This is a genomic window from Pedobacter gandavensis (assembly GCF_032678465.1).
In the GTDB taxonomy this organism is placed as follows: Bacteria; Bacteroidota; Bacteroidia; order Sphingobacteriales; family Sphingobacteriaceae; genus Pedobacter; species Pedobacter gandavensis_B.
The window spans coordinates 612,653-634,110 of record NZ_JAVTSK010000002.1 but is presented as its reverse complement, the minus strand read 5'-3'; the positions used below and the strand labels follow the sequence as shown (position 1 = coordinate 634,110).

Genomic DNA, 21,458 nt, shown 5'->3' with positions numbered 1-21,458 from the left:
TTGGTAAGAATAGAATCATCAATTATTTCAATTTCTCAATGCGCAGGATATAATCGATTCCGCCTACAAATTCCACACCTTTTGTCAATAGCTCTGTATTCGGATCGTATTGCCAGATGTAATCCCTATCTGCTGCATTTACCGAAATAAAAGCCTTTCCATCCTCTACAATCACTGCATTCACCATGCGCTCCCCTTTGTCTGCGGGAAGATCCAGTTTCTTGATCATTGCACCAGATTTCACGTCAATGATTCTATAATAATGATCAATATCGATAGATTCACCCGCCATTCTTGAACGAACAATTGCTTTGCCATTTCCGATGTACCACATTGCTGGTGCTTTTTCATTATTTGCTGCAGCTGAGTAGTTAAAGAAATAACCAGGATCAATCTCAGTACTTCCGCTTTTGATTCTGAACATCACAGATGGAGATTTGTAGTCATAACCGGATACCGGGTCACTAATGAAATACAAATCATTGTTTTCATCCACAAAAGAAGATGGAGCATATACATTCAGACTGCCTAAGCCTGTAGTGCGACTTTCCTCCAGGTTCTTTTCTACAGCCATGGTCTGGTAATCAATTACAGCCACATAAGATTTAGGATATACAGGCATATTTGGATACTGTGTCCAGTCTGTGGAACCAAATCCATAACCTAGAAACAGTTTACTGTCTCTGTATTGTGCAAATCCAAAGCTATACTGTTGAAATCCATTTGGAATCGCTGTAAGATTCAATTTCCCGCTTTTAATCGTCATGTTGTCCACTTTAAGGATGGTGTAACGGGCTTCCCCTTTGCCTTCTCCAAAAATAACCAGGGTATTGTTGTCTGCCCAGGCATAGGAACTCCAGTTCAGGTAAGCAAAAGGAATCTCTTTATCTATGATCAAAGTTCCATTTTCGACATGGTACTTACCTAAACGTCCACTGGTAGAATTCATATGGTAATAGAAACCATTTCTTTGAATCACATCCTGCGCATAAACTTTACCAGTCATCTCTGCCCCATTTCCTTTCAGACTAATCGTACCACTGGTTAAGGAAGGAATACTGGAAATATAATAAGCAGTGTTTGGCCAGCTACCCACGCATAGAATCGCGGCGTATTTTGTGCCTTCTTCTACATTTCCTACGTTTCTTTTTTCGCAGCCGCTGATACCGATCAGGAGCATTCCTATCATTAAAAGCTGGACTGGGTATTTAAATAATGTATTCATATATATGGTGATAATATTTTGATAATCTATTAATTACTGAATGAAGTATCTGAATTTAACAGAGAAGGATCTTCCCGGTTTTTGTAGTTTAAAATTGTCGTATGCCAGGTGATCCGTTAAGTTCCTGCACTCTGCAGAGATGTTATATTTTCCTTTTTGCAGGGAATAACTTAGAGAAGCATTATGGATAAATTGTGTAGGGATATCAGATTTTCCATTCGGATTTCCTTTACTTTCCCAGGTCAGGTAAAACCAGTTTACGTACTGTGTGAACCAGTTGAACTGTAATCTGGTGTCCTTTCCTAACAGGTTATCCTGGCCAATGGTAAAATCAGCATTACCAAATAACCAGGGTTGATTTGGAATCTTGTTGCCATAAGTTCCTTCAATATTGTAGGATTCTGTCTGGCCATTTTTAGTAGTGTTGATTGCACTTTGATAAGTTAAATTGACACTCAGGGACAACAAATCTGCATAACTATATCTGGCTTCTGACTCAAAACCTGTGATGCGTACACTGCTCTGGTTTTCATTTTTCAACAATTTGGAACGGACATCAGGCACAGGAAAAATAAAGTCTTTTGCATTGCGATAAAACCCTGAAGCTTCAAAGAAGAATGCACTTTTGTTGATATGGAAACCGTAATAAGCGCCCAGATTGATATTGTGGCTACTCTCTGGTTTTAAATCCGGATTACCCTGAAGATTTAACCCATCACCGAACATCTCTTCGGCCTCCTGTAACCTGTAGCTGTGCTCATAGGAAGCCTTTACTCCTAGTCCCGTTGTAATGATATATCTGGAAGCAATCCCATAACCGAAGTTAGAAAAAGTGGTATCCTGAGAGGTGTAACGTCCGCTGATATACTTTGCTCTGTCCAGTCCAAGGTGATAATATTTACCAAAAAAAGTATTGGATAATTTTTGATCCAATAAATTTTGCTGATAAGCGACACCTACAATTTGCTTATTAATGGTGCCAGGTAAACTATCCTTACCTACTTGTAACTGATTAAAGTTTTCATTTTTCAAATGATCTATTGTGTAGTTGAGGTTTAGAGAATGTTGATCATTGATCACATAGCTCAGGTTAGCCATCGCATATGTACGCGGTCTCATGATTTTGTTAATGGTTTTGATGCCATTGCCCATCTCTGTGTAGCCCTTATCATAATAACTACCATCCCAGTTGTAATTGCGAAAGGCAGTATCAGTTGTTCTGTAGCTATCTTTTGAACGCGCCGCGAATGCACTTAGGTTCAGCCCTTTGGTGAATAAATCGTTCTTTTTATAGCGTAGCGTCGCACTCTTGGCATAATTGGTACGTCTAACATTGCCATATACCGTATTTTGATCGAAGCCTGTTTGTAAGTCCTGACGACCTTCATTATAACCTCCGCCGATGAAAAGTACATCTGCCCAGCTTTTGTTGGTTACACCCATCTCCACTTGTCCGAGGACAGAAAGATAATCATCATGAAAACGTCTGGCATCACCTTTCACATATTCTGCACCTGTAACATCTGTAATGTGATTTCCATCTCTGATACCACCCACTACAAGATCCACGTTTTTCATTTTATAATTATTTTCCGAAGAATTGAAAAAACCGCTTCCTTTAATAATCAGACCAGTTTCCGGATGAACATATTGTCCGGTAAGAGAAGATCTGTTTGTTTGGAATGAACCATAGCTATGACTCAGATCCAGGTAATTACTTACTTTCTGATTGGTCACCACATTAACAGCGCCTCCCATTGCATCAGCTCCCAGTTGTACAGGTACTACACCTTTGAAAACTTCCAGTCGCTCAGCCATATTTACCGGGATATTGTTCAAAGACATGGTACTGCCCATCACATCCATCGGAATTCCATCAATAAAAAACTTGACTTGCTTTCCGGATAAACCATTAATAGAGAATTTAAAATCGGAACCTAATCCACCTTGCTCACGAATCCTTACCCCTGTACTTCTGTTCAGGATCTGGTTCAAATCGGCGGTGGTATTGGCGTATTTTTTCGTTTCAATGGCATTTACTGCAAAACCAGATTCTTTAACCTGCTGATTTTTAGTTTTCCCGTTGATATTGACATCATGTAGTTGTTGTAGGTCCTTTTTTAGGGAGAAATTAAGGTTGAGCTGCTGATTGGCTTTTAGCACCACTTGCTTTGATTCTTTTTCGTAACCGATAAAGGAAACGCTGATGGTGTAAGTCCCTGCTGCCAGATTTTTCAGCTGATAGTGTCCCTGGCCATCTGAAACTACCCCCTGTTTAGTTTCTTTTAAAAAGATAGAAGCCCCTGTGATGACTTCGTTACCGTCTTTTACGTATCCTGAGATGCCTGATGTAGTTTGTGAATAAGCACTAATTGAAAAAGTGCTGAAGAGCATGAGTAGTAGAATTTTTCCGTAAGTCATTATTTTAATATTGTGCATTTATACCTGTTAGTAGCATAAGCACAATATTCCCGAAGGTGGGATCGAAAAAAAAATGAAGAATTATCTTAGCTGATCAATTCTAAGGATGAAATCGGTATTGCCTCCAAGTTCCGCTCCTTTAGTCAATCTTCCGGTTATGACATCATATTTCCAGACAAAATTCCCTTCAGATGAAGAGTTTACAGAGATATAGGCGATGTGATTCTTTAACAATACACATTCTCTTCTTGTCCCTTTATCCAGAGGAAGTTTTAATTTCTCCAGTACTTTATTATTTTTCAGATCCAGGAGATAAAATTCAAAATGAGGAGTACTGTAATGATCTCCGAGACCTTTGAACAAGTCTTTCCGCTCTGCTCTGACGATAGCTTTGCCATCGCCAACCGGCCACATTCCATAAGCATGGTTCCCGATTGTGGAGGATAAATTGAAAAAGTAATGAGGATCTGCGATGGAACTATTCTTATTGATTCTCATGACTGCCGTAGGTAACTCGGGGCGGTTGCCTAATGCAATTCCCGGGCAGGCCATGAAATAAAAATCACCCTGGGCATCCCTAAAAGCAGAAGATTGCACAGTATTTACACCGCCTGGATAAGTAGAACGGGTATCCTTGACTGTTTTTATCGCCTTCATTTGAGGATAACTCAGTTCAGTGATATAGGTGGTATCACTCGTGGTATAATTTGACACCCCCATTTGCTGATGGTACGTATAACCAACCAAAAGCTGATCAGGTGTTTGGCGTGTGACAAATCCCACAGACATGTTGTCGAATCTGCCTGAAGGCATTGGGATTTCCATTTCCCCCTCACTAATGGTTTTCATAGTGCCTACATGAAGCATACAGTATTTTACCTGCTTAAAATCAGGACTTCCTAAACCGGTTAGCAATAAGGTATCTCCTCCCAGCCATTGGTAGTTTTCAATGGAGAACTGCGCTAAAGGCATAGACTGAACTTCCTGCAACTGATTACCGTTTGATTCATATTTCAGGAGTGCCGCTTTTTTTCTGTTGAGGTAATAATAATAACCATTTTTCACGATCACACTCCGATCCATTTCAGGGACATTCAATGAAGCACCATCACGCTCAGGCAATAGCAGTCCTGAATCCAGCTGACTGGTTTCCAGGATATATTCCTGGCCATCTTTACCTAAAATGTAAATGCTGTAGTTATGGTTACCTTCGTTTTTAGACATTAAAGCACGTTCTGTACATCCAAACAGGGCAGAAAACAAAATCAATAGAAAAAAGAGAAAGCGCTTAGATATTGAATTCATTGATGATTTGCTTTTGAAGAACAGGAGGAAGATCCATCAGATTTTTTTCGCTGACGATGATCTTATCTTTTCCTTCTTTGCCTTTTAGAATGATATAAGTTTGGTCTTTTTTAAAGGTGATCTTTTCCGGACTACCTTCAAAGCTAAGTGTAATGTCTTTTTTAGGAGAAATGAGAATGCTTCCGGCCAGATCAACTACCCCGCTCATGTTATCAATTTTGGCGGAAGTACTGGTCCCTACGGCAAGGGTATAGTCGTTGACTTCAAGATGGTGAACATTTATCGTTGATGTATTGTTAACAGATACCAGCGCGGGATCCTTTTGCTGGTTGTTTCGCTGCAATTGTACCATCCCTAACCCAGACAAACCAATCACCACGGTGGCGGCCACAGCACCCATCCAGAAGCCTCGATTTGATTTTCTGCTTAAAGGAACTGTTGTTGGATTTAGATGTTCAATAGACTGATGTATGGGAGTCTGCTCTTCTTTGGGAAGAATCTCTTCAATCCCAGCCCAAATGTCCGCTTTATGCGCTGCTTTAGATTCGCCCAATGGCAACTGCAATCCCTCATCGGTATGGTTAGAGAATAACCATTCCTCCACAGCCTCACGTTCTTCGGTGCTGCAGTGATTTCTATGGTACTTTTCTATGAGGTCTTGATTAATGTTCATCACGGGTTTTAAAGCCTAATTACTGGGATTACAAACTTATATAAAATATAAGTAGCATAATAACGTATTTTCCGTAATAGCAAAGTTATTTTTATTCAGAATAATTGGAAAGACTGAGCCGGAGAGCGGCTAAGCTTTTGGTAATGTGGTATTCTACGGCCCTTTCGCTGATCAATAAGGCTACAGCAATTTCTTTGTTACTCATCCCCTGTTCCCTGCTCATCCGGTACACCTTTTTACATTGGCAAGGAAGGGTATCCACCAGCATATTGACACTTTCTTTAAGGTTATTGTAATTGATGTGTTCCTCTGTACAATTGGAGGATTGGCTACAGCCCTGAAACTTTAGGCAGATGTGTTTTTCCCGACTTACTTTGTTGCGGATGTATTCGAAGGTTTTGAATTTTGCAGCACGAATGAGGTAGTTGCTCACGTTCTCGAGTTCGAGCTCCGCTCTTCGCTCCCAGAGCGATTTGAAGATATCCTGAACCATTTCCTTTGCTGGTTCTATCTCTCTGATGTTGTTATAACATACTGCATAAACCTTGTCCCAATACATATTGTATATGGTTTCAAAAGTTTGTCTATTGATACGTGTGCTCGTATCATTTGCGGGTATGTGGTGGTTTCCTGACAAAATTGGTTCTAAGTACTTGCCGCAAATATATACTATTTAGATTAATTACAAACTAGGTCTTTCCTAATTATTTGAATTCTGTCTAAATAGTGGTTTAAGAGGTATTCCCTGGAAATTACAAAAGGCTAACCCTGTTCTATGGGTTAGCCTTTGTAAATGATCCTATTTTAGCAATGAACGCTTAGTTATAATAGCTGCTATTTAGATTTGCATTCGCTTTTTCTGCCGCTTCAATCGGACGGTAATCAGACAAAATAATTGGTGTACCTTTCTTTACACATACATTGTGCTCGAAATGAACTGCTGGTAAACCGTCTTCTGTAGAGATGGTCCAGCCATCTTCTTCGGTAAAGATATGGCGACTTCCCATGGTAATCATCGGCTCAATTGCCAGTACCATATTTTCAGTCAGCTTTTTACCGCTTCCTTTTCTACCATAGTTTGGAACCTGAGGGTCTTCATGCATCTCTCTACCTACACCATGACCCACCATCTCACGAACTACACCATAACCATGTTTACCATTTGTATATTGCTCAATTGCATAACCAATATCTCCAGTACGGTTGCCCACTACTGCTTGTTCTATTCCAACGTAAAGTGATTCTTTGGTGATTCTAACCAGGTCTAATACTTTCTGGTCTACCTCTCCCATAATAAAGGTATAGGCGTGATCTCCATGAAATCCATTCTTAGCAACAACGGTATCAATTGAAACTACATCACCTTCTTTAATGATATACTCGCTTGGAAATCCATGAACAACCTGCTCATTTATAGAAATACATAGGGTGTAAGGAAAACCATGATAGCCTTTACAAGATGGGATTGCACCATTGTCCCTGATAAACTGCTCTGCCATTACATCAAGTGATAATGTGGTGATCCCTGGTTTAAGGATCTTTGCCACTTCTGTAATTGTAGCACTAACCAGTAAACAACTTTCACGTTGAATCTCAACTTCCTCATCCGTCTTATACATACTCATTTTTAATATTTAACACTGAACAGTGCTATTTGCTGTTCAGAAGATTTGTTTTTTGTTTATAAATACAAAGATATGGGAAGTATGAGATTTCTATGTAATTATTATACATATCCGTGTAATTTCAGGAAAAATGAGGTAAAGCGCTTATCATCAAATGATTTACTAAAAAACTTCGTTTAAAGGCTGTAAACGGGGTTTTATTGGGTTGCAGGCAATTCCTGGTGTAAGAAAAAATAATTGGAAAATTATTTAACTAAAATACAGCGCATTACCAGAGAAAACCAAGTTTTTGATAGCTATAGGGCAGTTTTTACATTATTATTTCTATATTTGCAATACCAAACAACGAAATAATAATTGATTCCGTAGCTCAGCTGGTAGAGCATTACACTTTTAATGTAGTGGTCCTGGGTTCGAATCCCAGCGGGATCACACCAAAGACTATCAAAACGTATAAAACCCTGCAATCGCACGATTAGCAGGGTTTTTGCTTTTAGGGAATTGCCAAAAATCGCATGAATTCACAAAACTTTGCTGAGTGATTCGGTGAGTAAGGCAGAACGGTTAAAATTGACTCACCGAATTGTACATAATCATTTATTGTACAGGCTGTTACAAACTGAACATCTTGTGTAGATTTAGTTGCGAAGCTATTTTTGTTTCACCTTTAATATTTAGATTATGAAGAGCAATTTTAGCCTGCTTTTCTATTTGAAAAAGCAAAAAAACTATGTGAGTGGAAATGTGCCGATCTACATGAGAATTACCGTAGAGGGAAACCGTGCGGAGATTGCCGGATTGCGATCCTAAGCGATGGAACGCCAAGGGTGGCCAAGCCATCGGCTCAAAAGAAGAGATCAAGGTGTTGAACACCCATCTTGACCAGTTGCAGAATGCGGTTTATTATGCGCACCAACGTGTTTTCGATATGGGATTGCTGATTACAGCAGATGCAATTAAATCCAGTTACCTTGGTACGCTCACCAATTCCCATACCCTATTGGAAGCGGTTACCGATCATAATTTAAAGATGGAGCAGCTTGTGGGTAAAGATTACGTCCGTGGCATATTGAACCGTTATAAAGTTTTGGAAAGACACCTTAAGTTTTTTATCCCTTTGAAATATGGTGTAGCCGATATGGACATTAGAACTATCGACCAGGCATTTCTAAATGGATTTGACCATTATCTAAGGTCTGATAAGAACTGTGCGAACAATTATGTGGTAAAGAACATTAAAAATCTTGGAAAGATCCTTCGCATTTGTATGGAAAATGAATGGATAGATAAATCGCCATTTACCACTTATAAAGGCAATACGAAGAATGTTGACCGCTTTTATCTGAACAAAGAGGAATTGACTCATATCGCGGGAAAGGAGTTTCTCTCCGAGAGATTGAAGCAGGTTCGTGATGTTTTTATTTTCTGTTGTTTTACTGGTTTGGCTTATGTCGATGTGTTCAAACTGAAACAGGAGAATATAAGAAAGGGAATTGATGGCGACCGATGGATCTTTATTAATAGGCAGAAAACCAAAACAAGATCATCGGTTCCGCTACTTTCAACAGCTGTTGAGATTGTCGATAGATATTCCACCAACAAAGTTTGCCTCATTAAAGGCTTGCTTCTTCCAGTTCCCAGTAACCAAAAGATGAACGAATATCTTAAAGAAATTGCCGACCTCTGCGGAATTGAGAAAAAACTCACCTCGCATATTGCCCGCCATACCTTTGCCACTACCGTTACGCTATTGAATGGTGTACCGATAGAAAGCGTATCGAAGATGCTCGGACATACTAACATCAGGACTACCCAACATTACGCCAAGGTTTTGGATATGAAGGTAAGCGAAGACATGGCGTTACTTTAGAAGAAGTTCGCGACTTTTTGAGAAGTTAGGCAATATTAATTGATGGTTGACGTCTTCATATGTGAGAGCGTTAATTTAGATTAGGCGGGAATGGTCGGAGATCATTCCCGCTTTTCTTGGAATAACTTTATTTCACTTCTATAATTTGTCTCTTTAATTTCTCAGGAATGTTTGTCCATGTAGTTTCGTCACTTAATATGAGCCTATAACCGCACTCATTACTCACTACGTTAACTATGTGTCTGTACCAATCAAGATAAGTCCATTCTCTTGGTTTTGGAGAAAAAAGGAAAAGTCCGTTTGCATCCCAGTGTACTTCTGTAGCTGTTCTGTAAATGAGATCAAAACGGGTTGATGAAGGTTTTATGTAGAGCTTTCCTTGGATGTCTATTCCAATCTCTGATATTTGGTCAATTTTCATAAATCGAGCTAAATTTCATAAGTACAAAAACTTAGAGGCTATTTTTTTTTAAAGCAATCCCCTTACTTCCATTTCCGAAACCGTAAAGAACATTTTTTCGGATAACATATTTAGTGGAATCTGTAGTTAGATAATATTCCTTATTAGACTCAACAAACTTTCCTTCCAGAAATTCTAATGATGCGCCAGGATCTGGTTGTTCACTCATACTAAAGGTACCTTCTGATTTCCAATGTACTATCTCATATATCCTATTGTTATATTTGAATTCCCAACTTTCAAGTCGAGCTCTCTGATGCCTACTAATTTCTGCACTAAAAAGAAAATTTATGATGAATGCTGAAATCACTGCATTAATCAAAAAAAATTTCGAGTACTGTTTTTTGAAGAAAAATAGAATACCTGCGATAATAAGATTTATTACAATCACAAATGGAATTAGCAAAATTATGCCAATTGATACACTGGGATCGGGATTCATTGTTCTCACCCAGAACCATATAATGCAGAAGTCGATAATGACAAGTAATAATATTTTGGTCAAAAATTTCATTTGAATATTTACGAGTTGTAATAAAACTACTATTTGCTATTATACCTATCTAGATAATCCTCAAATACCTTTCTAATTATTTGGTCGATATGTACCAACCCCTTATTAGTTGGACAAATATGTTGAATTAGTTGTATAATAATTGTCTGCATTTAAGGTTAATTTATCGACCTGAGTTTCGCATTTTGGTTTTTGGATTGTGAGATGAATATTTTGCTCACATTTCTCTTTCGGTGTCATTTCGACACCGCTATTCGAGGCTGTTTAATTTCAGGCGATTCAACCGATCCTTAGAACACTGACTTGCCTGCTTTTCTTTATTAGCCCTGCCAAAACTGACATAACACGTAATGATGTTCTTGTCGTGTATGCAGCTTACATCGTTTTCTTTATAGAAAACGTCGGTTAATTTTCTATGAACGCGAACCCGATCAATGTAGACAACCTTTTTTATGATTGCTCTTGGTAGGAATTTGTCACCCATATCCGCAATAGCCTGAAAAACTTGTTCATAAGGAACATGTTCGAGTCTATCTCTTACATCCGCTAAAAATTCTAGGGTATTTTTCATGTTCAAAATTGTTTGGGCTATAAAGGGGGCTTATAACAAAAATAGGTAATAGATTTTACCTTTTAAGATCGATTTAAATAATAGAAAAAAATATTTCTTTAATTTTTAAAAAATAAAATTAATTTTGTATATTTCTGAATCTCATGCTATTAATAACCTTAATTATATAACAAGTTTCTTCTTGATTTTATAGGATATACCAATGTATCTTATTAGGCTACATATGATATTTTCATATTGCTCCCAAAAGGAGCAATATGAACCCACCTATTGTAGAAACAAGAAGTTTAACCTCTAAGAAGGTAATGGAAGATTTCAGCAAATTGGACTTTGCAGCCCAAGACTGGCAAATTGTGAATGAAGATCAGCAACTGAAAACGAAGAATTTCCGGCCGATCTGATCATTTGCTTTTTACCACCAATTACATTTACGCTGCCATTTAATTATCGTTTCACAAACTTTATTATATTGTAATAAAATCGCTCTATCAGTCTCATATCCTTAGTAATAATTTCTGTGTTCGCAATCATGCCATCCTTATACAGGATTTTTTTATTGTATGTGGTCACTAAATTATTGGTGAATGTAACTTTGGATAAATAACCACTGTCAACGCCGATTCTGGAAATAAAGTTAACCCGACCTTCAACTACACCGTATTCCTGATATGGGTATGATGGAAACTTCAGTAATACTTTTTGCCCTAACTTAACTTTCCCAAAATTGGATTGTGGTATATACATTTCTGCATAATATTGGCTGCTCGGTGGATTTATATAACAGATCACCTGTCCCATCTGAACCTGTTGATTAACCTGAATGAAATTTTTATAACTAACAACTCCTTCAATCGGAGCGACCAATGCATACTTTTTGATCCAGTCTTCTATCTGACTATTAAAGGTGCTTAGCGCCTCACTAAAATGAAATTTCTGCGTAGTAATTGTATTTTCCAGCTCTAAAATTTCTTTCTGTTTCTCGCTTTTTAAACTTTTAGTGCTTAAGATAGACGCATCAATCTGCGGAACAGAAATCAGCTTGTTAATCATCTTGCTTTTTTCTGTTCGATATTCGAGTTCGCTTATAATCCTCTTCTGTCTCAAACTTTCATTAACGTCAAAATTTGTTTTAGAAAGTGCTAAGTCCTGTTGCAGCAAAAATTTCTCCTTTTGTAAATTGACTTCTGAACTATTCAGATTGCCCATATCAGCAAGAAGCATCTTTTTTTTAATATCGTAAAATGCACCGGGAATATAATTTTTATAGGCAAGATAGGCCTGTGAAAAAGTTTGAAAGGACTGTTGTAACTCCCCGAGTTCATTATGAGATATCTCAGATAAGGTCCCTTCGAAATTCAACGGATTATCTGAATCGAGCGCTTTCCTGAGTTGCTTGATCTGCTGAAACATGTCGAGCACTTGGTTACGATTGGCAACACTTTCTACAAAGCCGATAATATCTCCCTTTTTAATCATGGCATCTTCCTTGAAATTGATCTGTGTCAGCTTCCCGGTCAACTTTGCAATAATGGGCTTTGGCGCATTAACCGATACAAGTTTCGCCTTGGAATAGATACTTTCCGGGTATTTAATGATGATGGATATTGCCAGAAGACTTATAAAAAACAATAGAATAAGCGAGTTGCCCCATCTTATGATCCAGGATGGGACTTTGCCAAGTATCTCCCTGATCGGTTCGTCCTCATCATTGAGTTCATAGATTTTAGATAATTTTTCCATACGCTGTTTATTGTCCTAATTCTAGCTGATTTTTAATTAGTGTGTAATAACTACCCCTTAACTTTGAAAGCTCATTATGGGTGCCCTGTTCGATTATTCTGCCTTTATCCATGACGATAATCTGATCGGCATTGATAACGGTACTAAGCCGGTGAGCGACTACTACAACAGTTCTGTTAGTATAATATTCTTCCAGGCGTTCCATAATTACCCGTTCGTTATTAGCATCTAAAGAACTTGTTGCCTCATCAAACAACAAGTAGGGAGAATTCTTATAAACTGCTCGGGCAATAAATATCCGCTGGCGCTGTCCACCGCTTACACCGATCCCGCTGGAACCAAGGCGGGTCTTAAATCCCCTGGGCAGGCTTTCTACAAACTCCTCGATGTTGGCAGTCTGTACGGCTTTTCTCAGTTTCTCCTTGTCCAAAATCCCATCCGAATCAGATTCTGATATATTTCTGGCAATGGTATCAGCAAAGAGGTATCCCTCTTGCATGACTACGCCAATATTTTTTCGCCAGAAGTCACTATTAAAATTATTGATGTTCTGTTGACCTACTCTTATAATGCCTTCTGTAGGGCTATAAAATTTCAAGATGAGTTTTAGCAACGTCGTTTTTCCGCTCCCGCTTGCCCCAACAATAGCAGTTACTTTGCCCTCGGGGATGGTAAGATTGATATTATCCAGTACCAAGGGACTTGTAGCAGATCCATATCTGAAATTTACTCCCTTAAAAGAAATCTCCTTAGATAAGGGTAGCACGTCGAGTTCATCCTCATTACGCCCCGTCTCATTTTCTTTATTGTGTATCTCTCCAAGTCTTTCAAGACTTATGAGTGCATCCTGATACGCCTGGATAAACCCGGTGAAGCTACTCACAGGTGCATTTAACTGGCCGATAATATATTGTATTGACAGCATTACCCCTAGTGTGAAATTGCCCGCAATCACCTCCTTAGCCGCCAGGTAAGTAACCAGAAAACCCATTAACTGTATAACAAAACCGCCACCTATATCCTGCAGCTGATTTAAAGTCAAGCTTTTAATAGAGAGCTTGAATAACTTAACCTGTATCAATTCCCACTCCCATCTCCTGCGCTTTTCTGAGTTATTCAATTTAATTTCCTGCATTCCGTTTAATAATTGCATGGTGCTGCTCTGGTTACCTGAAGCCTGATCGAATCTTTTAAAATCGAGCGCGGCGCGCTTTTTCATGAAAGAATACACCCATATAAAATTTATAACGGTACAGCCAAGAAAAACGAGAAAAATAGTAGTGCTATAATAGAATAGCACGCCACCGAAAACCAGAATATTAAGTGCTGAAAAAAGAATATTTAAAGATGCTGTTGACAAAAAACTCTGTATTCTGGCATTGTCCTGTATGCGCTGCAATAAATCACCGGTTGATTTGGTATCAAAAAATGCTATAGGTAATTTCATCAGTTTGATGAGAAAATTACCAAGCAGCGATATATTTATCCGACTCGTAACATGCAGCAACAGCCAGCTTCTTATTGCTGTAGTCGTTGTCTGGGCAAAGAACAGAATCAGCTGCCCGATTAAAACCAGGTTAATGAAATTGAGATTGCTCTGGCTGATACCAACATCAACAATAGATTGGGTTAAAAAAGGGAGTATAAGCTGTATTAAACTACCGATAAATAGCCCGATAATCAGCTGGGCAATCAATCTCCTATACGGACGTATGAAAGGGATTAAAAACTTAAAGGTGTTCTTTTTGCCCTGACTTTCTTCGTCTTCATGAAACTCTGAAGTAGGCTCCAGTACAAGCAATATCCCTTCATCATCGTCCTTAATGATGCCGCTCGGTGAAATCCACCCTTTTATAAATTCGTCTCTGGTGTACCTGATTAGTCCAAACGCCGGATCTGCCACAGTAATATACTTTTTGTCAATTTTGTAGACCACCACAAAATGACGTTCTCTCCAGTGAATGATACATGGTAATGGCACATCTTCGGCAAGCATCTGATAGGTGGAGTGTATTGCCAGGCTCTGTAATCCAATGGATTCCGCAGCCTGCGATATGCCAGCAATATTAACCCCTTCACGAGTAATGAATGCCTTTTCCCGTAATGCTTCGCCAGTGATACTTTTACCATAATAACTAGAGACCATTCTTAAACAAGTGGGACCGCAGTCCATTTCATCCAACTGCTTAAAAAATGGAAATTTATTATTCATTCTTCAAACCCTCCAATTCTTCTCTGTAATATTGTAATGTATATTTATTGACCTGATAGGGATACACTTCATACATCGCATTGGTTTCGGGAATGGTATAGCCTGTTTTAAAATCTAATTCCGCTTCTTTAATGATTTCTAAAGCCTCTTTTTTTCTGCCGGTGTTAGCCAGGCACACTGCTTTATAATATTTTGCATCCGTAAAGTGACTATATTTCAATAATGCTTCGTCAAAGCTTTTGGTTGCCAGTAAATAATCACCCTGTTCAAAAAAACATATTCCCTGATAAAAAAGCGTGGAGCAATTGACCCACTTTGCACCCATCTTTGTTCTGTCTTCATTGATGCTCCGGGTAAATAATTTTTCCGCAGTATCGAATTTATTAAGTTGCAGATAGCACAGCCCTTTATAGAATTCATAGGTGTGATCCATTACATAAGAATTGCCTTTTATTTTTTGGGCAGCATCAAAATCCCTGATCGAAGCTTGGTAGCTTTTCTGGAATATACACTTGATAAAAGCCCGGTATTCTAGGTAGTGATCGGTCTTATCATATTTCACTGCACTGTCAAGATAAGCCATTCCGATTTCGTATTTTTTTTGTTTAAAAAGCGGCATTGCTTTTTGTTGCCATGCGTAAGCACTGGTCGGAATAATCGACAAAACACTATCCAGGTACTTTTGTCTTTTGACCGAATACAAGGGTGACATCTCAATTTCCTTCGTGTATCTTTTCAGTTTGGTGGAATCCTGTTGTGAGACAGTTTTTGTTGGATGCTTTGCAGGTTCATTTTTATTCTGGGCACAAGCTTGTATCGTCAGGAATATAAGCAGGATAGATAATGTTTTAAGATTGTTCATCTAAAGGATTGGATGCTAAGAAAATGGAATAATTAAAATTATATGTCTGATTACTCAACTCTAAGTTTTTGACTTGAGGTCCCCATTCTTTTGTTATCTCTATAAAAAAATTCTTTATTTCATTGTAGATAACAAGCCCTTCTCGTGTAAATAACTTATCAACTGTATAGTTTTCTTCTTTAGGTCTTTCGATGAGCCCTAGATCTGAATAGCATTTGCGGATATAAAATGACATACGTCCCACAGCCTCATGTTTTTTGTGCCCGGAAAAAGCACCAACCGCCAGACAGGCATTCAGGCATGTAAATATTGCATAATAGGTATAAAGAGCGTGGAATATAATATAAATATTTCTCGTTTCCAGGCTACCGTCAGCGAGTACAACTGAATCAAGAACAAGATCCGGACTGACATTTATGAATTTTTCAACCTCATAAATAAGAACATTGAAAATCAGATGGCCCGTTTGATGGGCGATATCATCCACAAAAAACACCTCGTTATAATCCTCCTGATAGGCATTAAAAAAAGATATTCCCTGAGCGGAGAGCGTAGCAAATGAATTTCTTAATGCAGAGTTCACATTAAACACAACGCATTTCTGTACGACACTACATATAATTTTATAATGTTCGGGTGAGTGCGTTTTGATTAAATAGTAAGCTTGTTCTAAATTTCTCTTATGCTTTTTTGATATCTCGTCAATTTCAACTTCAACGGGATTATTTTTTGAATCATAATAAAATTGCTTAAGAAGAGGTATGGGATATTTCAGTAATTCTATACCAGTATCACCTATATATTCGAGAGCATCTAGCTTGAAATTTGTTTTATATTCACCATTTAATAAAGTGATTGATTTAGGACTACCGAGTAATGAAAATGCGGTATTGGGAGATTCTGTAACTAACCATCCTATATTAGGAAGGTAAATCCTACCATATCTATCTGAAGTTATTTTGATTAAATTATTCTCTTCACCAATCCTGTAACCAAACAAAATCAAATTCAAATCATTTACATCTTTGTCCTTTGAATTGAAAAATGCAAATAGCATAGGTTCACTATAAATGAAATCATCATCGAAATCTATTTGATCAAATATATCTTCATTTGACTTATATAATAAGAGTTTGATGTTATCGATAATCGCCTGGAACCTCTCTGTTATAGTAGCTTGTTGATAATTTGTAAAACTTGTGGTCATAAAAAAATATTAATGATTGCTAAAACGTTATATAATACATGCGTTGCAATGGCGTAACCAAATCCAAATTTCACCCTGATATATCCGTATAAGATACCCATTATCAGGAAGGGCATTATTATAATCGGACTTAAAAGAATTACATTTTTTGATATGATAAAATGGGTAATATGTATAAACCCAAATAAGATAGCTGATATAAAAATGCTGACTCTGGGATATAGATTTACCTGTTGCACTTTAATTGGACTCCTTTTAATTAAAAAAGTTAAAAATACATAAATTATAGCTGATGAAGCCAGAAATGGAACGTTCTGAATAAGTGAGCCTATAGAAATAAATCCCCGGATAAACAGGTTGACAACTAAAAAACCAACAGTAAATGAGATAGGAATGTACTTAGCGTTTCCAATCCACAATCGAAAGGAAATTTCCTCAAGAATTGGTCCCAGTACTAACGGAAGTAGTAACAATATGCGACTTTGAACACTATTCCAGCTGCTGGTGTTTGTTATGGGCATTATTAACCCATAATGAATCAGTAATGAATTAAGTACCGATAGTATAATTATAATTAATACATGAAATATTAGCAGGATAATTATCGATTGTATTTTTACTGCAAAAGATTGACGATCCACATCCGAACTGGAAGGATGAAGAATAAATGCGATATATTTTTTTATCGGCCTCATAATTATAAATTATAATAGTTGAGGCGATTATTTGATCGGCCCCAACTATTAGATAGCCTATTACCAAGTCATTGGATGAATATCTGGCGCATCAACACATTGCTTAAGGTAAGATTTAACGCTATCCCAAAAGCCTTTTGGGCTATGGCAATCAGATGCCATGCCACCTTGGATTTTCTCTAAAACATCGCTGCTTTCAATCGTACTAGCCTTTACTTTTAAATCAGCTAATGATAATTTTTTTGTTTGTACCATTTTTTTAATGATTAATTATAATCCTTCCCTGTCTTAACGCCATGGGATGGTTGTTCGGCGGTTTATTTTTGTATTATTAAGTCAATAAAAATCCTATACGCTACACTTAAGCGTATAAATTGATTATTTATATGCGATTTTAGGGGATAATTTGATATTTACTAAACTATAAAATGTCCTAAAGTTTTAATACCACTTTAATACCTATTGTTTAACAATATAAAAAACAGGAAATAAGAATGGATTTGAGTAGATGCGTAATTTATTTATAAGCGGCGGTTTACGAGAGTTAATTTAAAATATTGTTCGTCTTATTGTATTTCGCAATATTGTAAAAATAATTTAAATATCAATAAAAATATATATTTAAATTCCATGAAATATTTTTTTTATAACTATCAGTGTCTTTATTTGTAAAAAAATTTTATTATAGGCTTTTTATGTACTATTGGTTTATTATAAATGTATACTGGAGTTGCTACATTTGAGTGGACACCATGTTAGTCCTGCGTTGTTGTACCGCTGGCGGAAAGAATTTTCGAGTAAACAAGGTAGTAGCTTTCCTGGGAACGGCAAAGTTATTCTCAGCGCAGCAGAGCAAGAACTAGCTCTACTGAAGAAAGAATTACGAGAAACACAGATGGAGCGTGACATTTTAAAAAAGGCTATCAGCATCTTCTCCAAGGGCGACAACAAATATTCAGGTTCATAAAGAATCGTAGCAAGATATTTTTAGTTAGGAAGATGTGTTCAGTATTTAGAGTAAGTAGAGCTGGATTTTACAAATGGACCATCAGTAGTCCATCGAATAGAAGTATTGAAAATCAAATGATTGAAGCTGAGGTGTTACAGGCTTTTGAAAACAGCAAAAAGATATATGGCAGTCCCAGAATTACCTTGGAGCTCCGTAAAAAAGCGATTAGGATTTCCAGGCCAAGGGTTGCCAGGATCATGCGAAAAGCAAAGCTGAGAAGCATTGTGAAGAAGAAATTTAAAGTTACAACAGACTCTAGTCATAAATTTTCTGTGCCTGGTAATGTATTAGATCGTGATTTTAAGCCAGGAATATTGGGTGCTCTATGGATATCAGACATTACCTATATCAGGACTCGGCAAGGCTGGCTTTATCTGACAACGGTGATCGATCTGGGTGATAGAAAAATCATCGGCTGGGCGTTAAGCACAACAATGAAAGCAAATGACACGGTAATCCCTGACTTTAAAATGGCACAATCAAGACGACCGGTTACTCAGGAGCTTATTTTTCATTCTGATCGTGGAGTTCAATATGCCTGCAATGAATTCCGGGAGTTATTAGAAACAAATCCTTTGATCATCAGGAGCATGAGCAGAAAAGGCAATTGCTGAGACAATGCAGTGGCAGAGAGCTTCTTTAAGACACTAAAAGCTGAATGTGTTTATCAGCACAAGTTTACTGATAAAGAGCAGGCAGCCCGAATCGTTTTCGAATATATTGAAACATGGTATAACCGTAAAAGACTACATTCTGCCTTGGGATACTTGTCCCCAGAGGAATTTGGAAGAAATTTAAACAAACAAAATATTGCAGCTTAACCGAATGTCTACTTTATTGTTGCAATTCCAGGCAATTAAAGTATCCAGGCCAAGAGTTGCCAGAATCATGAGAAAAGCAAAGCTGAGAAGCATTGTGAAGAAGAAGTTTAAGGTTACAACAGACTCCAGTCATAAATTTCCTGTGCCGGATAATGTATTGGATCGTAATTTTAAACCAGGAATATTGGGTGCTGTATGGGTATCCGACATTACTTATATCAGGACCAGGCAAGGCTGGCTATACCTGACAACGGCGATAGATCTTGGAGATAGAAAAATCATAGGCTGGGCATTAAGCACGACGATGAAAGTAAATGATACGGTAATCCCGGCCTTTAAAATGGCACAATCCAGGCGACCGGTTACTCAGGAGCTCATTTTCCATTCCGACCGTGGAGTTCAATACGCCTGTAATGAATTTCGATGGTTACTGGAAAAAAATCCATTAATCATCAGGAGCATGAGCAGAAAAGGTAATTGCTGGGACAACGCAGTGGCAGAAAGCTTCTTTAAGACGCTTAAAGCCGAATGTATATATCATCATAAGTTCACCGACAAAGACCAAGCAGCGCGCATTGTTTTTGAATATATTGAAACTTGGTATAACCGCAAAAGACTACATTCTGCAGTGGGATACTTGTCCCCAGAAGAATTTGGAAGAAACTTAAACAAACAAAATATTGCAGCTTAACCGAATGTCTACTTTATTGTTGCAATTCCAAACGCCATTAAATAGAAATTCAGATTAAACTAATAAATAAAGAATTTATTTTATTATAAATCAATATACTGTTGTATATTACTTATATGAATGCTAATTAACGAATAAATATCATTATATTAAATTTTTCATTTATTAATCACTATTTAATTATTAAATAGTTAGAATAATCAGAAATGGATATAATTGAGGGCGGAATTAGCCTTGCAGCTTTTGACTGCGGTTAAAGTGTTGTTGGCGTATTAGGTGGAGGTATTGAATTGATATACTACACCGCGATACTTTGTTCTGCCGCATATGCGGAATCATAAATCATTTATCAACTTTTAAACGAAAGAAACATGAAAAGCTTAACAATTGAAGGAATGGAGTTAATTGAAGGTGGATTTCAATGGGGAAATTTCACTGCTGGTGTTGGTTTTGGTGTAGGTATTTTGTCAGCTACCACTGTGTAGGTCTGTTAATTGCTGATGCTTTGGGAGCAAAATATGCTCCCATGCATATCAAATCAATAGAACTATGAGTAATAAATTTTTAGATATCTACTTAAAATTCATTCTATCAGGAGTTTCTGGAGGGTTAGCCTATAATGCTTACCATAAGAATGAGACATTTTCACTTAAAGCCAGTTTGTTTTTTTTTGCTATGATTGGCTTTTTTATGATAGGATTTTATAATTTAAAAAAAGACCAAAATATAAAAGTAAAATTTAAAAAATGAAGTTAACTATTAGTGGGCTGACTAAAAAGTATGGAGAAAACATTGTCCTTGACAAGGTAGATCTAAAATGCACCGGGGGAACCGTATATTGCTTACTAGGCAGAAACGGCGCTGGAAAAAGCACATTAATCAACCTGTTGTCAGATTTGATTGAAGCAACAAGCGGTGACATATATATAAATGACCATAACTATAAGGAAAGCGAAATACTCATTAAAAAACAAACTGGTCTTTTGAGTCAATATGACCAATTGATTCATGAGTTAAATGCCTCAGATTATTTGCATTGGATCGGATTGCTATATGGACTCCATAAGGAGACCATTGCTATACAATCTTCAAATCTATTGAATTTTTTTTTCGATAGCCATGAAGATTTAAGTTTACCATGTTCAAACTATTCAAGCGGGATGAAAAAAAAATTAGCCGTATGCGCTGCAGTGCTGCATAAACCTAATTTCTTATTACTTGACGAGCCTTTTGCTAATCTCGATCCTTTGGCATCAAGTAAACTATGTGAGTTTCTAAATGCCTATAAAAACTGTAGTAGAGTTATTGTAGTGTCATCGCATGATTTGTTGTACGTTGATAAAATAGCAACCCACATTGGTGTTTTAAGTGGGTCTCAGTTGGTTTATGATGATACGATTTCGGCGTTTAAAAATAATACAGGCAGTATAAACGAAGAGTTGTTAAAATACTTAAAACAAAAGGAAGGAACTTCATTATTATTAAATACATTAATCTAAACTATGATTGTTTTTTTATTAAAGAGGCGAATATCAAATTTTTTCAGTAAGAATAATT

At 37.3% G+C, this 21,458-nt stretch carries 23 protein-coding genes, 1 tRNA gene and 1 pseudogene; 10 read left to right on the top strand and 15 right to left on the bottom strand.

Going from position 1 to position 21,458, the window contains the following annotated elements:
- Positions 1–22 precede the first annotated feature (22 nt).
- The 6 genes from R2Q94_RS05805 to map form a co-directional block, all read right to left on the bottom strand.
- Complete coding sequence (locus R2Q94_RS05805; protein ID WP_316820500.1) at positions 23–1,225, bottom strand: DUF4374 domain-containing protein; 1,203 nt, start codon at positions 1,223–1,225, stop codon at positions 23–25.
- A 33-nt stretch (positions 1,226–1,258) separates the two neighbouring features.
- Positions 1,259–3,646, bottom strand: a complete 2,388-nt coding sequence (locus R2Q94_RS05800; RefSeq protein WP_316820499.1) for a TonB-dependent receptor — start codon at positions 3,644–3,646, stop codon at positions 1,259–1,261.
- 81 nt (positions 3,647–3,727) lie between these two features.
- Positions 3,728–4,951: a hypothetical protein gene (locus tag R2Q94_RS05795; RefSeq protein WP_316820498.1), complete on the bottom strand. Its 1,224-nt coding sequence runs from the start codon at positions 4,949–4,951 to the stop codon at positions 3,728–3,730.
- Positions 4,935–5,624, bottom strand: coding sequence for a hypothetical protein (locus R2Q94_RS05790; RefSeq protein WP_316820497.1), 690 nt, complete (start codon positions 5,622–5,624; stop codon positions 4,935–4,937). The genes R2Q94_RS05795 and R2Q94_RS05790 overlap by 17 nt, the downstream gene beginning before the upstream one ends.
- A 91-nt stretch (positions 5,625–5,715) precedes the next feature.
- On the bottom strand, positions 5,716–6,261 hold the full coding sequence (locus tag R2Q94_RS05785; protein ID WP_316820496.1) for an RNA polymerase sigma-70 factor: 546 nt from the start codon (positions 6,259–6,261) through the stop codon (positions 5,716–5,718).
- A 181-nt stretch (positions 6,262–6,442) separates the two neighbouring features.
- Entirely contained in the window at positions 6,443–7,249 is an 807-nt protein-coding gene (gene map / locus R2Q94_RS05780) for a type I methionyl aminopeptidase (RefSeq protein WP_316820495.1), read from the bottom strand.
- 359 nt (positions 7,250–7,608) lie between these two features.
- Here map and R2Q94_RS05775 point away from each other — a divergent pair.
- The 3 genes from R2Q94_RS05775 to R2Q94_RS05765 all read left to right on the top strand — a co-directional run bounded on the left by R2Q94_RS05775 (position 7,609) and on the right by R2Q94_RS05765 (position 9,119).
- Positions 7,609–7,681 (top strand) — tRNA-Lys (locus tag R2Q94_RS05775).
- Positions 7,682–7,930: 249 nt separating this feature from the next.
- On the top strand, positions 7,931–8,059 hold the full coding sequence (locus R2Q94_RS05770) for a hypothetical protein (RefSeq protein WP_316820494.1): 129 nt from the start codon (positions 7,931–7,933) through the stop codon (positions 8,057–8,059).
- Positions 8,040–9,119 (top strand): site-specific integrase, encoded by a 1,080-nt coding sequence (locus R2Q94_RS05765; protein WP_316820493.1) that lies wholly within the window; start codon positions 8,040–8,042, stop codon positions 9,117–9,119. The genes R2Q94_RS05770 and R2Q94_RS05765 overlap by 20 nt, the downstream gene beginning before the upstream one ends.
- A 127-nt stretch (positions 9,120–9,246) precedes the next feature.
- On the opposite strand, the gene R2Q94_RS05760 is transcribed toward R2Q94_RS05765, so the two are convergent.
- The 3 genes from R2Q94_RS05760 to R2Q94_RS05750 form a co-directional block, all read right to left on the bottom strand.
- Positions 9,247–9,540, bottom strand: coding sequence for a hypothetical protein (locus R2Q94_RS05760; RefSeq protein WP_316820492.1), 294 nt, complete (start codon positions 9,538–9,540; stop codon positions 9,247–9,249).
- Positions 9,541–9,571: 31 nt separating this feature from the next.
- Positions 9,572–10,030 carry a hypothetical protein gene (locus R2Q94_RS05755; protein ID WP_316820491.1) on the bottom strand — a complete coding sequence of 153 codons (459 nt, stop codon included), beginning with the start codon at positions 10,028–10,030 and terminating at the stop codon, positions 9,572–9,574.
- 313 nt (positions 10,031–10,343) lie between these two features.
- Complete coding sequence (locus R2Q94_RS05750; RefSeq protein ID WP_316820490.1) at positions 10,344–10,664, bottom strand: hypothetical protein; 321 nt, start codon at positions 10,662–10,664, stop codon at positions 10,344–10,346.
- Positions 10,665–10,921: 257 nt separating this feature from the next.
- Between R2Q94_RS05750 and R2Q94_RS05745 the strand changes: the two genes are divergently transcribed.
- Positions 10,922–11,065, top strand: coding sequence for a hypothetical protein (locus R2Q94_RS05745; RefSeq protein WP_316820489.1), 144 nt, complete (start codon positions 10,922–10,924; stop codon positions 11,063–11,065).
- Between the two features lie 43 nt (positions 11,066–11,108).
- Here R2Q94_RS05745 and R2Q94_RS05740 read toward each other — a convergent pair whose 3' ends face one another.
- From R2Q94_RS05740 to R2Q94_RS05720, 6 genes are all read right to left on the bottom strand, one after another.
- Entirely contained in the window at positions 11,109–12,404 is a 1,296-nt protein-coding gene (locus R2Q94_RS05740) for an HlyD family secretion protein (protein WP_316820488.1), read from the bottom strand.
- Between the two features lie 7 nt (positions 12,405–12,411).
- Positions 12,412–14,616 (bottom strand): peptidase domain-containing ABC transporter, encoded by a 2,205-nt coding sequence (locus R2Q94_RS05735; protein WP_316820487.1) that lies wholly within the window; start codon positions 14,614–14,616, stop codon positions 12,412–12,414.
- Complete coding sequence (locus tag R2Q94_RS05730) at positions 14,609–15,478, bottom strand: tetratricopeptide repeat protein (RefSeq protein ID WP_316820486.1); 870 nt, start codon at positions 15,476–15,478, stop codon at positions 14,609–14,611. Before R2Q94_RS05730 ends, R2Q94_RS05735 begins: the two co-directional genes overlap by 8 nt.
- Complete coding sequence (locus R2Q94_RS05725; protein ID WP_316820485.1) at positions 15,465–16,685, bottom strand: hypothetical protein; 1,221 nt, start codon at positions 16,683–16,685, stop codon at positions 15,465–15,467. The genes R2Q94_RS05730 and R2Q94_RS05725 overlap by 14 nt, the downstream gene beginning before the upstream one ends.
- The gene (locus R2Q94_RS22170; protein ID WP_410478523.1) at positions 16,682–17,206 is read right to left on the bottom strand and encodes a type II CAAX prenyl endopeptidase Rce1 family protein; all 525 of its coding nucleotides are present in this window, start codon (positions 17,204–17,206) and stop codon (positions 16,682–16,684) included. Before R2Q94_RS22170 ends, R2Q94_RS05725 begins: the two co-directional genes overlap by 4 nt.
- Before the next feature lie 234 nt (positions 17,207–17,440).
- Positions 17,441–17,635 (bottom strand): hypothetical protein, encoded by a 195-nt coding sequence (locus R2Q94_RS05720; RefSeq protein WP_316820484.1) that lies wholly within the window; start codon positions 17,633–17,635, stop codon positions 17,441–17,443.
- A 448-nt stretch (positions 17,636–18,083) separates the two neighbouring features.
- Here R2Q94_RS05720 and R2Q94_RS22165 point away from each other — a divergent pair, with 448 nt between their 5' ends.
- The 6 genes and pseudogenes from R2Q94_RS22165 (at position 18,084) to R2Q94_RS05700 (ending at position 21,400) form a co-directional block, all read left to right on the top strand.
- The gene (locus tag R2Q94_RS22165; protein ID WP_410478521.1) at positions 18,084–18,347 is read left to right on the top strand and encodes a transposase; all 264 of its coding nucleotides are present in this window, start codon (positions 18,084–18,086) and stop codon (positions 18,345–18,347) included.
- A pseudogene (locus R2Q94_RS05715) lies at positions 18,305–19,003 on the top strand (IS3 family transposase); the annotation flags it as partial. The gene R2Q94_RS22165 and the pseudogene R2Q94_RS05715, both read left to right, overlap by 43 nt.
- 9 nt (positions 19,004–19,012) lie before the next feature.
- On the top strand, positions 19,013–19,210 hold the full coding sequence (locus R2Q94_RS22160) for an IS3 family transposase (RefSeq protein ID WP_410478520.1): 198 nt from the start codon (positions 19,013–19,015) through the stop codon (positions 19,208–19,210).
- A 4-nt stretch (positions 19,211–19,214) separates the two neighbouring features.
- On the top strand, positions 19,215–19,901 hold the full coding sequence (locus R2Q94_RS05710; protein ID WP_316820483.1) for an IS3 family transposase: 687 nt from the start codon (positions 19,215–19,217) through the stop codon (positions 19,899–19,901).
- Between the two features lie 549 nt (positions 19,902–20,450).
- Complete coding sequence (locus tag R2Q94_RS05705) at positions 20,451–20,651, top strand: hypothetical protein (RefSeq protein WP_316820482.1); 201 nt, start codon at positions 20,451–20,453, stop codon at positions 20,649–20,651.
- Positions 20,648–21,400 (top strand): ABC transporter ATP-binding protein, encoded by a 753-nt coding sequence (locus R2Q94_RS05700; protein WP_316820481.1) that lies wholly within the window; start codon positions 20,648–20,650, stop codon positions 21,398–21,400. The genes R2Q94_RS05705 and R2Q94_RS05700 overlap by 4 nt, the downstream gene beginning before the upstream one ends.
- Positions 21,401–21,458 lie beyond the last annotated feature (58 nt).

What these genes read in the sequence shown, in the direction of transcription:
- R2Q94_RS05725 (WP_316820485.1), bottom strand. Translation starts at nt 16,685, where the DNA reads ATGACCACAAGTTTTACAAATTATCAACAAGCTACTATAACAGAGAGG.
- R2Q94_RS05720 (WP_316820484.1), bottom strand. Translation starts at nt 17,635, where the DNA reads ATGGTACAAACAAAAAAATTATCATTAGCTGATTTAAAAGTAAAGGCT.
- R2Q94_RS05710 (WP_316820483.1), top strand. Translation starts at nt 19,215, where the DNA reads ATGTCTACTTTATTGTTGCAATTCCAGGCAATTAAAGTATCCAGGCCA.
- R2Q94_RS05790 (WP_316820497.1), bottom strand. Translation starts at nt 5,624, where the DNA reads ATGAACATTAATCAAGACCTCATAGAAAAGTACCATAGAAATCACTGC.
- R2Q94_RS05740 (WP_316820488.1), bottom strand. Translation starts at nt 12,404, where the DNA reads ATGGAAAAATTATCTAAAATCTATGAACTCAATGATGAGGACGAACCG.
- R2Q94_RS22170 (WP_410478523.1), bottom strand. Translation starts at nt 17,206, where the DNA reads ATGCCCATAACAAACACCAGCAGCTGGAATAGTGTTCAAAGTCGCATA.
- R2Q94_RS05760 (WP_316820492.1), bottom strand. Translation starts at nt 9,540, where the DNA reads ATGAAAATTGACCAAATATCAGAGATTGGAATAGACATCCAAGGAAAG.
- R2Q94_RS05795 (WP_316820498.1), bottom strand. Translation starts at nt 4,951, where the DNA reads ATGAATTCAATATCTAAGCGCTTTCTCTTTTTTCTATTGATTTTGTTT.
- R2Q94_RS05750 (WP_316820490.1), bottom strand. Translation starts at nt 10,664, where the DNA reads ATGAAAAATACCCTAGAATTTTTAGCGGATGTAAGAGATAGACTCGAA.
- R2Q94_RS05735 (WP_316820487.1), bottom strand. Translation starts at nt 14,616, where the DNA reads ATGAATAATAAATTTCCATTTTTTAAGCAGTTGGATGAAATGGACTGC.
- R2Q94_RS05705 (WP_316820482.1), top strand. Translation starts at nt 20,451, where the DNA reads ATGAGTAATAAATTTTTAGATATCTACTTAAAATTCATTCTATCAGGA.
- R2Q94_RS05770 (WP_316820494.1), top strand. Translation starts at nt 7,931, where the DNA reads ATGAAGAGCAATTTTAGCCTGCTTTTCTATTTGAAAAAGCAAAAAAAC.
- R2Q94_RS05730 (WP_316820486.1), bottom strand. Translation starts at nt 15,478, where the DNA reads ATGAACAATCTTAAAACATTATCTATCCTGCTTATATTCCTGACGATA.
- R2Q94_RS05745 (WP_316820489.1), top strand. Translation starts at nt 10,922, where the DNA reads ATGAACCCACCTATTGTAGAAACAAGAAGTTTAACCTCTAAGAAGGTA.
- R2Q94_RS05700 (WP_316820481.1), top strand. Translation starts at nt 20,648, where the DNA reads ATGAAGTTAACTATTAGTGGGCTGACTAAAAAGTATGGAGAAAACATT.
- R2Q94_RS05800 (WP_316820499.1), bottom strand. Translation starts at nt 3,646, where the DNA reads ATGACTTACGGAAAAATTCTACTACTCATGCTCTTCAGCACTTTTTCA.
- map (WP_316820495.1), bottom strand. Translation starts at nt 7,249, where the DNA reads ATGAGTATGTATAAGACGGATGAGGAAGTTGAGATTCAACGTGAAAGT.
- R2Q94_RS05805 (WP_316820500.1), bottom strand. Translation starts at nt 1,225, where the DNA reads ATGAATACATTATTTAAATACCCAGTCCAGCTTTTAATGATAGGAATG.